Here is a 12671-nt window from a genome sequence, read left to right on the forward strand (position 1 = left end):
ATATAAATAGGCATTTGTAACATTACATATAGTCACCAACGCTTTCGGTATCTAACACTTGTTCGGTTAACATAAACACTTCCTTTTTTAACAATTGAAAGTTTTTACAAAAATTAGAAAACTTATTCTCCAACTCCTCATGCTCAGTTCTAAAAGCTTGTGCATCGTACGAAAATTCATTTTCCATAATTTCTTCAATGTGTCGTAAATGTTTTAACGTACTAAACGACAATGAATTTCTCGTTTTATCAGCTGTAAAAATTTTACTTGCTGCCTGTTCCACTTCATTTATCAATTCCTCATCCGATAACCAGATGTAATATTTATCGATTAATTTATGAAGAAAACTCAATTCAAAATTGTAAAATTCTAAATCAGATTTCCACTTATCGGTTAACACGTGCAACTCTTCCCAGCTTGCAGATTGAATAAAATTGTTCGACGGACGTAATCTATAATTTCCCATGACTTTAATATTTGATAGTACTAAAGTAATTCGAGTAAAAGAAAAATTGTATGATGATTCTCAATACTTGATATGATATTTATCACTATAAATAAATCTCAATTAAATGTTTAAAAAAATGTTTTTGTCTAATTTCGCGTCCACAAATTATAATTACAATAAAATTTAACAACATGGCAAGTAACAGAACTTTTACAATGATTAAGCCTGATGCAGTTGAGAAAAACTACATTGGTGGAATATTAAAAATGATTAACGATGCTGGATTTAAAATCGTAGCAATGAAATACACCAAATTAACTCCTGAAAAAGCGGGTGCTTTTTACGAAGTACACAAAGAACGTCCTTTTTATGGCGAATTGGTTAGCTACATGTCTTCAGGACCAATTGTTGCTGCTATTTTAGAAAAAGACAACGCAGTTGAAGATTTTAGAAAATTAATTGGTGCTACCAACCCTGCTGAAGCTGCTGAAGGTACTATCCGTAAAATTTATGCTGAATCTATTCAAGCTAATGCGGTGCATGGTTCTGATAGCAATGAAAATGCTAAAATTGAAGGTGATTTTCATTTCCCTGCAAACGAAGTATTTGCTTAACAATATTCTAAAACAACCTACTGTCATACTGAATAAAGTTTTATAGCAATTTTTTTAATTGCTTTTAAAACGAAATGAAGTATCTTTTTAGAGTAAATCCGTTTCATCTTAAAAGATTCATCACTTCATTTATTACGAAAAACCAGTTTTTCTATAAATATCGTTCAGAATGACACAATATAAAAAAGTCCCGTAATATTGCGGGACTCTTTTATTTTTAGTCGGTTAAGTGTTTCCACTCTCCATTGTTTTCTTCAAGGTATTTTTTTATGGTTAATGGTTTATAATCCATAGCATCATAACGCTGTTTTACACTAACATGAAGAAAAGTTCCTGGTGCAATTTTTCGAGCGCTTAATCCTAACATTTTATACAATAAACTTTCTTCTTTGTTTTGTTTAGCCAAAGGGTTTAAGGTTACCTTATCAATATGTGGTTGAAACTGTAGGTTTTGTTTTTCTGCTTCTTTCTTCATCCATATCATTGGAATATCACTTAATACTTGTCCGTTTTTATCAGGCGGATAACTCCCCCCAACATCAGAATGAACTCCTGCAAACCAAACCTGCTTTAAATCTACTTTCTTTTCCCAATCTTGCTGCCAAATGGTGGGTTCAAAATCTTTTCTTCTTTCGTCAATAGACAAAGCATGTCGAGCGGTTTTAATAATTGATCCAATCTTGTTATCGTAAAACAAATGTTTGTCTTTAATAAACCCGAAAATACTTTTGGGTAATCCTAAAGCTCCAACAGTATCCCAAACTCCTACAAAATGTACTGGAGTTTTTTGAGAGTGAGAATAATTGGCTCTAAATTCTTGAGATTTCGGTCCATCAGGTTTTTCATCAGGATTTTTGTACAAGTCATACGCTGCTGTAATTCTGTTTTCGTGTTCTTTTTTTAAGATACTACAGTTGTTGATTAAACCTGCTAAACAACGCACCGTATACGCACCTCGACTAAACCCAAACAAGAAAATTTCATCGCCAATATCGTAATTGTGTACAATGTACCTATACCCGTCCATAATGTTTTTATCTAATCCAGCACCGAAGCTCCCGCCTCCTACTTTATCGTGATAAGAACCTATTCCCCAATCGTAAAATACCGTTTGTGCCACGCCTTTATCGTCGACTGGCTTAATGGATCTTGAGAATTTTAATACATTGGTTGGATAATCTTTTGTTAAATCTTCTTCGGGTTTATTCCATGTTCCGTCCGAACAAATGATGATACGTTTCATTTTATGTGTTTTTTATACCGTTAATTAAACGGATTAAAAATAAGCATAATTTACATACACCTTTTGGCATAGTTTTTCGTTTTAATATCAGAAACGCTAAAACTTATTATTATGAACATTCCGCCAAAAATCTTCTTCTTAAGTGATTCGGGAAATAGTAATTTAGCCGAATTTATAAACACCAACTTATACTACGAAAGTTTTGATGTTAGCTTTAAAAAATTGAAAATTGAAACCCTTCAAGCCGAAAATCCTGATTTGATTGTTATTGATTTATATTTCTGTGAAAAACATTCGGATGAAGTTGTAGCCAATGTTTTAAAACAGTTCGGTAACAAACCCATTTACTTTTTAAGCCCAATTAACAACAGAATAAAAGAACTCGTTGTAAAACTAAACACCAACATACATTACCTATCTAATTTTAGTGGTGATGTGATAAAGAAAATTAACTTATTCCTTAACGCTGCTGCATTAAAAAATTATGGAAGGGTTGGGTAAATAATAACTTGATATCCATAAGTATATTTCTAAATTTGAAACTTAATCCTTAATTGTTTAATGAAAACATTATTTATAATATTTTTTTTAGCTTTCATAACTGATGGGGTTGTCGTCAAAAAATTAAACCATCAAGAAAGAGAGCTTAAATATTGTTCAGAAAATAATGAATTGAAAAAATGGGAAATAGATTGTGCTTCAGATTTTAGAGTAACCTTTTTAGAGGCGGAATTAATAAATAAAAAAATGAAAACTTATAAATTATCTGGGAGAGTAAGTGAGATTACAAGACAACTTTCATTACCTGATATGAATATTAACTATGGTGATGTTAATAATAACATTTGTAATTTAAAACAAATCGGTAAAACAGATTCAGAAGGACAATTTATTATTACAGTTCAATTAATTAAAGGAAAAATTGTTCAATTTAATATGGTCGGTTTTAAATCTATTATCATTAATCTGGACATAAATTAAACCAAATTAATTTCGCTTAGCCTTTGTTTGTGTCCCACAAACAAAATAAATATCGTTTGTGAGACACAAACGATGGCTATGAATAACTTTTTTTTCATTAATTCGCTCCTTTCCTACTTTTTGCATTGTTAATGGCATCATAAATCACTTGTTGTATATCTGTTCGGATATTTAAATTCGCCAATTTTTTGTTTTCTCCATCCGGATACGTTCTGTTCGATAAAAACACATACACCACTTGTTCTTCGGGGTCAGCCCAAGCAATGGTTCCTGTAAAACCTGTATGTCCAAAACTCAAATAAGAAACACAACCGCATGTTGGTCCACCTTTACCATCTTCCATAGGCTTATCAAAACCAGCAGCTCTTCGGTTACCATCAACACAAAACTGACATTTGGTAAATTCAGCCAACGTGGTGTCTTTTAACACCTGAACGCCACCATATGTACCTTTGTTCAAATACATTTGCATGAGTTTGGCTAAATCGTTGGCATTCGAGAATAATCCAGCGTGTCCACCAACTCCACCAAGCATTGCTGCTCCAGGGTCGTGCACATCCCCATGTATGGTTTGCTTTCTAAAATAATTGTCCTTTTCAGTTGGAGGTATTCTATCTAACGAAAACTTGTAACGTGGCAAATACGTGGTAGTGGTCATGCCCAATTGTGCATAAATATTACCCACATATTTATTCAATTTTTGTTTGCTTTCTTCTTCAACTATCTTCATCAAAAAATAATAACCCAAATCGCTATACGTATATTTTTTCTCTTTTAAAGGTCCTTTTAAAATCCGTTTGTAAATAATGTCGGGATAAAATTTACTGATGTAAATACTATCTGCGACACGGTAAGGATAATAAGTTGTTGAATCTTTACAATAAATAATATTATCCAACTCCCCGTTGTGTATGGTTTTTAGGTAAAATGGCACCCAAGCTTGTAAGCCCGATTGATGTGCCAGAATTTCACGTAAATTCAAATTGTAATAAGGCGAAGTATCAGGAATTAATTTATTCAAGTAATCGCCCAACTTTGAATCTAAACTAAACTTTTCTTGGTCTTGTAAATGCATTACCCCTAATAGCGTTGAAGCTATTTTAGTAATTGATGCCAAATCGTAGATGTCGGTATTTTTTACGTTGATTAAACTATCGTAAGTGTGGTAACCAAACGATTTGTTGTAAATCACTTTTCCTTCTTTAGCAACAAAAACTTGACAACCTGGATATGCTCCCAATTTGATGCCTTTTTTGGCAATGGTATCAATTTGATACAATTCTTTTTCTAAAATTCCAACCTCTTCCGGCTCCGAATAAGAAAACCGTCCCATTGGTTCTATATCTATACCAAAACCCTGTTTAAATTTAGGCGAAATACTGACTGGCAATTTACCGTTTGCTCCAATTGCTCCATAAATTAATTCTGCAGCAGCATGGTTGGTGTATTTGTTGTTTTGATATGCCAAAACTACAGTGTTTATTTTCTTTAAGCCCTCAAAATTTATCAAACTATAAGGATTCATAAAATTTACCAAAATCACATTTTTAGATTTATTCAACTCTAAAATAAAATCGTTGGTTTCTTTACTAATTCTATATTTTTTCCATGGATTTTTATCGGAATTGTGTAGCGATATAACAACCGTATTGTAAGAATCAAGTGTATCAATAAATTGTTTTTTGTTAGTTGATGTAATGCTCTCTACGTAAAACGAACTAATTTCATTGTACAAACTCAAGGTGTTTTGAAACTCTTGATACTCCTCCTCTCCTATAGCAATTGAAGCTATTTTTATCTTCTCCAATTTTTGTAATGGAATTAAATCATCATCGTTGTTAATAACCGTTAAGGCACTTTGGTAAAGTTGTTTGTTTAACAACTCGTATTCTTTTTTGTTTAAATCTGCCGTTAAGTTAATCGTATTGATTTTGTTTGTTTTATGCACCCCCGACCATTCTTTGGCTTTTAAAATTTTCAAACATCTTTTCTCTACTTCTAACGAATCTATTTCTCCATTCAATATGGCTTTTTTTATTTCATCAATGGCAACTGGTACATTTTCTGAAAACAGCAATACATCGTTACCCGCCAGCAAAGCCTTTACATCAACAATACCAGGCTTAAAATAAGAACTTACTCCTTTCATGTTTAAGGCATCGGTAAACACCAAACCTTCAAATTTCATCGAGTCTTTAAGTAATTCCGTTACTACATTTTTGGATAACGTTGTTGCAGTATTTGCAGAAGTATCGTAAGAAGGAATAAATAAATGTGCTACCATCATACTTGCTAAACCTTCATTAATCAACGCTTTAAACGGATACAACTCAATAGAATCAATACGTTCTTTAGAGTGATTGATGATTGGTAACGCTTTGTGCGAATCGGCATCGGTATCGCCATGACCAGGAAAATGTTTAGCATTTGCCAACACATTTACATCTTGCAAGCCTCTCATGTACGCCACTCCTTTTTTAGCTACATTGTATTTGTTTTCGCCAAACGAACGAGCATTAATAATCGGGTTTTTAGGGTTAACATTTACATCAACCACAGGTGCAAAATTCACTTGAATACCAATTCGTTTACATTGCTCACCAATGTCTTTACCCATTCTATAAATCAAATCGTTGTCTTGAATGGCTCCTAAAGTCATTTGCCAAGGGTATTTCACCACACTATCCAAACGCATGGCCAAACCCCACTCACCGTCAATAGAAATTAACAAGGGAATTTTAGCTTCGGCTTGATATCTGTTCAATAATTCGACATGGCGAAGTGGTCCTCCTTGCATAAAAATCAACCCACCAATATTGTATTTGGTTACCAACGAATCAATTTCTATGGCATGTTTTTCATCACGATTGGAATAAGCAGCAACCATCAATAATTGCCCTATTTTCTCATCCAAGGTCATGGTTTTGATTACAGAGTCAGCCCATTTTGTAGAACTTAAAAAATCTGGTTTTTTTATTACAGTAGTGGTATTAAAAGCACTAAAAAGTACAATTATTAGTAACGAAATTATTAGGATAAGTTTTATTCTCATAGTATTTATTGTTGCAATAAAATTAATGGTAATACCAAGCGTTTTAGCAGATAAATTATTGTGTTTTCAACACTCATACCTTAATAGCTTTTTAGCGATTTTACTTATTACAAGTTTTCAACACCACCACCAATTTCTTTTAAAATTGAACTACTTTTGAACTCGAATTTGAAACTTTAAATACAATAAAAATGCCATCAATTTTAGAATTAGAAAAAGTTGCTTCACAAGTAAGAAGAGATATCGTAAGAATGGTTCATGCCGTTAACTCTGGCCACCCTGGTGGCTCGTTAGGTTGTACCGATTATTTGGTTGCTCTTTACTTCGAAATAATGAATCATAACCCGCAACCATTTGACATGGATGCCAAAAACCAAGATGTTTTCTTTTTATCAAACGGACATATTTCTCCTGTATTTTATAGTGTTTTAGCTCATTCAGGTTATTTCCCTAAAGCTGAATTGGCAACATTCAGAAAATTAAACTCAAGATTACAAGGTCATCCAACAACTCACGAACACTTACCAGGTGTTAGAATGGCGAGTGGTTCATTAGGTCAAGGATTATCGGTTGCTATTGGAACTGCTTTAACTAAAAAATTAAACAACGATAAATCAATCGTTTTCTCATTACATGGTGATGGCGAATTACAAGAAGGTCAAATTTGGGAAGCTGCTATGTTTGCTGCACACAAAAAGGTTGACAACCTAATTTCTTGTATCGATTTTAATCAACAACAAATTGATGGAAGCACCAAAGAAGTAATGGATTTAGGCGATTTAGAAGCTAAATGGCATGCTTTTGGGTGGGATGTGTTACACATGAATGGTAACGACATGAAAAACGTGGTAGAAACCTTAAACATTGCAAAAACACACTTAGGCAAACAAAAACCCGTTATGATTATTATGAAAACAGAAATGGGTAATGGTGTTGATTTTATGATGGGTTCTCATAAATGGCATGGTGTTGCTCCAAACGATGAACAACTTGCAATTGCTTTAGGACAATTAGAAGAAACTTTAGGAGATTACTAATTCAGTCAGCAGTTCTCAATCTTCAGTTCTCAATTAAAAAAAGCTAATAAAAACAATAAAAAAAGCATGAGTACATTCAAAGATTTAACGGTTTATAAAAAAGCTTTTTCTTTAGCGATGGAGATTTTTGAAATAACAAAAGGCTTTCCAAAAGAAGAACGTTATGCGTTAACTGATCAAATCAGAAGATGTTCTCGTTCGGTTTGTGCCAATTTATCTGAAGGATATAGAAAAAGACAGTACCCTGCTCATTTTATTTCAAAAATTTCTGATTCTGATATGGAAAATTCAGAAACTCAAGTTTGGCTCGATTTTGCTTATGCTTGTGAATATATAGACGAAAAAACATATACTACTCAAATTGAAAAGTCAATAGAAATAGGCAAATTGTTAAATCACATGATTAATAACCCTGAAAAATACAAATAGAACTTTTAATTTTTGAAGACTGTAGACTGAAAACTGTGAACTTGATAACCAAACATATTAAATCCCTTACCCTCGCTTTAAGTTTGCTTTTAGCTCTCAACTCCTTTTCTCAAGCTCTACAAAAAACTCGAATTCTTTTTGTACTCGATGCCTCTCAAAGCATGTATGGGTTGTGGGGACAAGAACAAAAAATGAGGGTAGCTTCTCGATTATTGAGCAACTTAATGGATAGCTTACAACACGTGGAGAATTTAGAAGTAGCATTGAGGGTTTACGGTCACCAATTTTCAGTTGCTGCTGGTAATAGAAGTTGTGAAGACACCAAATTGGAAGTACCCTTTGGAGGGAAAAACTATTCAAAAATAAAAACCAAACTAATGGAGATTCGCCCTACAGGAACTACTCCTATTGCTTATTCGTTAGAGCAAACCAAAAACGATTTTCCTCCTTGTGCAAATTGCCGCAACATCATTATTTTAATTACCGATGGTATTGAGGAATGTCAAGGTGACCCGTGTGCTGTAGCGTTGGCTTTACAAAAAAATGGCGTATTGCTTCGTCCCTTTGTTATTGGTATGGGATTGGATTTAGAAACCATTGAAGCATTTCGTTGTGTAGGTAATTTCTTTGAAACCAAAGATGCAGCATCCTTCCAAAATGTATTGCAAGTGGTTATTTCTCAAGCCATGAACAACACCTCTGTTCAGATTAATCTGATTGATGGTTTTGGACAACCTTCGGAAACTGATGTGAACATGACTTTTTACGACAGCTTTTCAAAATCTATTCAATACAATTACATTCATACTATGAATTATTATGGTGTACCTGATACTGTGCCGATTAACCCTGCCATGAAATACGATTTAACCGTACATACTTTACCTGAGGTCACAAAAAAAGACATTACCATAAACCCAGGTAAACATAATGTAATAGCCGTTGATGCTCCACAAGGAATGTTGAAATTGGAAATGAGTGGAATGAACGAATACTCCGATTTAAAATGTTTGGTGCGTAAACATGGTGATTTAAATACTTTCCACGTTCAAAATTTTGAAGAGGTTACCAAATACATTGTGGGCGATTACGATTTAGAGATTTTAACCTTACCACGTATTAAAGTAAACAAAGTAAATATTGCTCAAAGCCACACCACCAAAGTATTTATTGCTGACCCAGGTTTGGCTACTATATTCCTTCCTGCAAAAGGAATTGCAAGCGTTTTTGTACAAGAAAACAACACTTTAAAATGGATTTACAACCTATCACCTAATTCAACCAGAGAAACAGTGATACTACAACCCGGAAATTACGTTTTGGTTTACCGAAGTGTAAACTCTAAAAAAGTGATAGAAACAAAAGAAAAATCATTTAAAATAACATCAGGAGTTTCGACTCAATTAAAATTTTAATGAAAATATTAATCATCATATTATTTATTCTCTTTTGCTCTCAAAGTTTTTTCGGTCAAAGTAAAAAAGAAAATAAAATCAATATTTTAGGAAAATGGGCTTTATCATACAGTATTAATGATATTGAATCTGAAACAATTGAAAAACATAATAAAAGCAGGATTTATGAATTTTTAAATAATGATTCTGTGTATTCTTATTTTCAGAAAGATTCACTTTATCCGTTTTTGAAAGACACAATGTCTTACGTAATAAAGAAAAGATATATTGTGATTTATAAAAATAAAGATGACAAAAAAGGTCATTATTTAAAAATTGACCGATTAACACCTACTAATTTAGATATTACCCATTATACATGGGAAGGATATAAAGATTTTTACGAAAAAATTAAATAAACAACACATGAAAAAATACCCTTACACCGAAAAAAAAGATACTCGTTCAGGTTTTGGCGATGGATTAACTGAATTAGGAAGAGAAAACCCTAACGTGGTTGCACTTTGTGCTGATTTAACTGGTTCCTTAAAAATGAATCAATTTGAGAAAGAAAACCCTGACCGTTTTGTACAAGTAGGTATTGCAGAAGCCAATATGATTGGTATTGCTGCAGGTATGACCATTGGTGGTAAAATTCCGTTTACAGGAACCTTTGCCAACTTTTCTACGGGTAGAGTGTACGACCAAATAAGACAATCGGTGGCTTATTCGGGTAAAAACGTAAAAATCTGTGCTTCACATGCTGGTTTAACTTTGGGTGAAGATGGCGCTACCCACCAAATATTAGAAGACATTGGTTTAATGAAAATGTTACCGGGCATGACGGTAATAAACCCTTGCGACTACAACCAAACCAAAGCTGCAACTAAAGCTATTGCTGACCACGAAGGACCAGTTTATTTGCGTTTTGGACGACCAGCTGTACCTGTTTTTATGAACGAGCCGTTTGTAATTGGTAAAGCCATTGTGTTAAACGAAGGTACTGATGTTACCATTTTTGCAACAGGACATTTGGTTTGGGAAGCTATTTTAGCTGGCGAACAATTAGAAGCAAAAGGCATTAGCGCTGAAATAATTAACATACACACCATTAAACCCTTGGATGAAGAAGCGGTGTTAAAATCGGCAAACAAAACCAAATGTATAGTTACTGCCGAAGAACACATGACGAATGGTGGTTTGGGCGATAGCATTGCTCAAGTAATTAGCCGTAACAACCCTATGCCTATTGAGTATGTAGCCGTTAACGATAGCTTTGGGGAAAGCGGAACCCCTGCTCAATTGATGGAAAAATACGGCTTAAATGCAGATAGTATTGTTAACGCTGTGGAGAAAGTGATGAAGAGGAAAGGATAGAATTAATTAAACGAAAAGGAATGAAAAATATAATTAAAGGTATTATATCACTTACTATTATTTCATTGTTTTTATTTACTAAATGGTGGTATGTGTTACCAGATGATGCTCCTGATATAATTCTTTGGGGATTTCCTTTCCCATATGCAGGTGATGGTTTTCATACATCTATGTCTGTCCAAATTTTTACTTTAGAATTAATTCTTGACGTAATAATTCACCTACTTATTTGGAGCACACTTATTTTGTCAATACATAGATTTTTTTGGAAAATAAAAATTAAAAAATCACTAACAATATTATTAATTACTGCATCTTCAATTTTATTAATTATACCAATTTTTATAGCTTTTTTGCCTGATACAGTATTTAATCTTAGAAAAGATTGGGATATGGAAATAAGAGAAACAGGATGTAAATTTATATGGGAAAATCAACCAAGAATTAGAAGATAAGAAAAATAAATAACGACCTTTCTACTGTAAGTTTTGTATAATATTCTATAATTAATTATTTCACTCCAATTAAACCTTTCCAACAAAATGCAGTCTTAATACCAACCAACTGAAACACATTGGTTAAACTTGTGTATTAATGAACAAATCCAACGACGTAGAATTGTTAAAATTATTTAGAGACGAAAACTCTAGAAACTACGCCTTTGATCTTATTGTTAAACAATACCAACAACGCTTGTATTGGCACATTAGGCGTATGGTCATCAAACACGACGATGCTGATGATGTAATACAAAACACCTTTATAAAAGCTTGGAATGGTTTACCCAACTTTAAAGAAGAATCGAAATTGTACACTTGGCTTTATACCATTGCAACAAACGAGTGCATTACCTTTTTAAACAAAAAACGTCGAATGTTTTTTATTCCTATACACGATGTGGAACAGGAATTGAGTAACCAGTTAGAATCAGATGATTTTTATAACGGCGACGAAATACAACTCAAACTACAAAAAGCCATTTTAACCTTGCCCGAAAAACAACGCTTGGTGTTTAACATGAAATATTACGACGAGTTGAAGTACGAAGAAATGTCAGAAATTTTATCTACTTCGGTGGGAGCATTAAAAGCATCGTACCACCTTGCCGTAAAAAAAATAGAAACTTTTTTAACCCAAGATTAAACTTTTTGTAAAAACCATAGTCTTAACTACAGATGCAAAACAAAAACAACATAGAACAACTTAAAAAAGAAAATCAGTTTACGGTTCCAGCAAATTATTTTGAGGACTTGCCTCAACAAATACATGCTAGAAAGAATCAAACAAAATCGAACACTATTTTTTCAACGAATTGGTACTACAAAATATTAGCACCTACAATGGTAGTTGTTACGTTGTTTGCTTCTTATTATCTCTACCAAAATAACAGTAACACCGAATTAACTCCGCAGGAAATTAGCGAAATAATTATCGACCAAGAGTTGATTCAGTTTGATGAAGAAATGATTTATGAAGTATATGCTGAAACGGCTGCACAAACTCAAACAGAAACGCAAGACGAAGAAATAATCGATTATTTAATAAATGATAACATTAGTATAAATTTAATATTAGAAGAATTATGAAAACAAGACATGTAATAGCGTTACTTTTAATCGGAACATTAGGTGTAACAACAATATTGGCTCAAGAACTAAAACCCTTAGAAAAACATAAATTAGTCCACAAACCAACTATTGAAGAACTAAAAGCCATGAAAATATCCTATTTAACGGAAAAACTTTCTTTAACCCCTCGAGAAGCTGAACAATTTTGGCCTATTTATAATGAATTTGAAGACAAAAAAAAAATAGAACGAAAAAAGTTTCGAAAAGACAAAATAAATATCAAAAAAGATATCGTGTTATCGGATGCTGAAATTGAAAAAATGTTAAATGATCGTATTCAATTAAAACAAGACGAATTGGATTTAGAAAAAGAATATTTGGCTAAATTTAAAACGGTGTTACCCATGAAAAAAGTTGGTGAATTATACAAAGCTGAAGAGTCGTTTAAACGTGAGTTGTTACGTAAAATAAAAAACACACCTTCTCCTACATCACCAACACCACCTACGAAATAAACCCATAAAAAAA

General features: G+C 32.9%; 15 protein-coding genes. 12 read left to right on the forward strand and 3 right to left on the reverse strand.

The window, feature by feature from the left end; translation table 11 throughout:
* Positions 1 to 22: 22 nt before the first annotated feature.
* Entirely contained in the window at positions 23 to 466 is a 444-nt protein-coding gene (locus tag H6589_06820; protein MCB9174303.1) for a hypothetical protein, read from the reverse strand.
* 173 nt (positions 467 to 639) lie between these two features.
* Between H6589_06820 and H6589_06825 the strand changes: the two genes are divergently transcribed.
* The gene (locus tag H6589_06825) at positions 640 to 1062 is read left to right on the forward strand and encodes a nucleoside-diphosphate kinase (protein MCB9174304.1); all 423 of its coding nucleotides are present in this window, start codon (positions 640 to 642) and stop codon (positions 1060 to 1062) included.
* 217 nt (positions 1063 to 1279) lie between these two features.
* Here H6589_06825 and H6589_06830 read toward each other — a convergent pair whose 3' ends face one another.
* Complete coding sequence (locus tag H6589_06830; protein MCB9174305.1) at positions 1280 to 2305, reverse strand: DUF2235 domain-containing protein; 1026 nt, start codon at positions 2303 to 2305, stop codon at positions 1280 to 1282.
* A 111-nt stretch (positions 2306 to 2416) separates the two neighbouring features.
* Between H6589_06830 and H6589_06835 the strand changes: the two genes are divergently transcribed.
* Both H6589_06835 and H6589_06840 read left to right on the forward strand, forming a co-directional pair.
* Complete coding sequence (locus H6589_06835; protein MCB9174306.1) at positions 2417 to 2806, forward strand: hypothetical protein; 390 nt, start codon at positions 2417 to 2419, stop codon at positions 2804 to 2806.
* Between the two features lie 60 nt (positions 2807 to 2866).
* Positions 2867 to 3286, forward strand: a complete 420-nt coding sequence (locus H6589_06840) for a hypothetical protein (GenBank protein ID MCB9174307.1) — start codon at positions 2867 to 2869, stop codon at positions 3284 to 3286.
* A 97-nt stretch (positions 3287 to 3383) separates the two neighbouring features.
* Here the strand turns inward: H6589_06840 and H6589_06845 are convergent, their stop codons facing one another.
* Positions 3384 to 6338 carry a serine hydrolase gene (locus H6589_06845; GenBank protein ID MCB9174308.1) on the reverse strand — a complete coding sequence of 985 codons (2955 nt, stop codon included), beginning with the start codon at positions 6336 to 6338 and terminating at the stop codon, positions 3384 to 3386.
* Positions 6339 to 6529: 191 nt separating this feature from the next.
* On the opposite strand from H6589_06845, the gene H6589_06850 reads away from it, so the two are divergent.
* The 9 genes from H6589_06850 (at position 6530) to H6589_06890 (ending at position 12658) form a co-directional block, all read left to right on the forward strand.
* Complete coding sequence (locus tag H6589_06850) at positions 6530 to 7375, forward strand: transketolase (protein ID MCB9174309.1); 846 nt, start codon at positions 6530 to 6532, stop codon at positions 7373 to 7375.
* A gap of 66 nt (positions 7376 to 7441) precedes the next feature.
* A complete protein-coding gene (locus H6589_06855) occupies positions 7442 to 7804 on the forward strand; it encodes a four helix bundle protein (GenBank protein ID MCB9174310.1) in 363 nt (120 codons plus the stop codon).
* Positions 7805 to 7839: 35 nt separating this feature from the next.
* Positions 7840 to 9219: a VWA domain-containing protein gene (locus H6589_06860; protein ID MCB9174311.1), complete on the forward strand. Its 1380-nt coding sequence runs from the start codon at positions 7840 to 7842 to the stop codon at positions 9217 to 9219.
* Positions 9219 to 9617, forward strand: coding sequence for a hypothetical protein (locus H6589_06865; protein ID MCB9174312.1), 399 nt, complete (start codon positions 9219 to 9221; stop codon positions 9615 to 9617). Before H6589_06860 ends, H6589_06865 begins: the two co-directional genes overlap by 1 nt.
* 7 nt (positions 9618 to 9624) lie before the next feature.
* A complete protein-coding gene (locus H6589_06870) occupies positions 9625 to 10575 on the forward strand; it encodes a transketolase family protein (protein MCB9174313.1) in 951 nt (316 codons plus the stop codon).
* Positions 10576 to 10595: 20 nt separating this feature from the next.
* Positions 10596 to 11030 carry a hypothetical protein gene (locus H6589_06875; protein ID MCB9174314.1) on the forward strand — a complete coding sequence of 145 codons (435 nt, stop codon included), beginning with the start codon at positions 10596 to 10598 and terminating at the stop codon, positions 11028 to 11030.
* A gap of 139 nt (positions 11031 to 11169) precedes the next feature.
* A complete protein-coding gene (locus H6589_06880; GenBank protein MCB9174315.1) occupies positions 11170 to 11718 on the forward strand; it encodes an RNA polymerase sigma factor in 549 nt (182 codons plus the stop codon).
* Positions 11719 to 11750: 32 nt separating this feature from the next.
* On the forward strand, positions 11751 to 12161 hold the full coding sequence (locus H6589_06885) for a hypothetical protein (protein MCB9174316.1): 411 nt from the start codon (positions 11751 to 11753) through the stop codon (positions 12159 to 12161).
* A complete protein-coding gene (locus H6589_06890) occupies positions 12158 to 12658 on the forward strand; it encodes a hypothetical protein (protein ID MCB9174317.1) in 501 nt (166 codons plus the stop codon). Before H6589_06885 ends, H6589_06890 begins: the two co-directional genes overlap by 4 nt.
* Positions 12659 to 12671 lie beyond the last annotated feature (13 nt).

This window comes from Flavobacteriales bacterium, assembly GCA_020635795.1.
Lineage (GTDB): Bacteria > Bacteroidota > Bacteroidia > Flavobacteriales_E > Vicingaceae > Vicingus.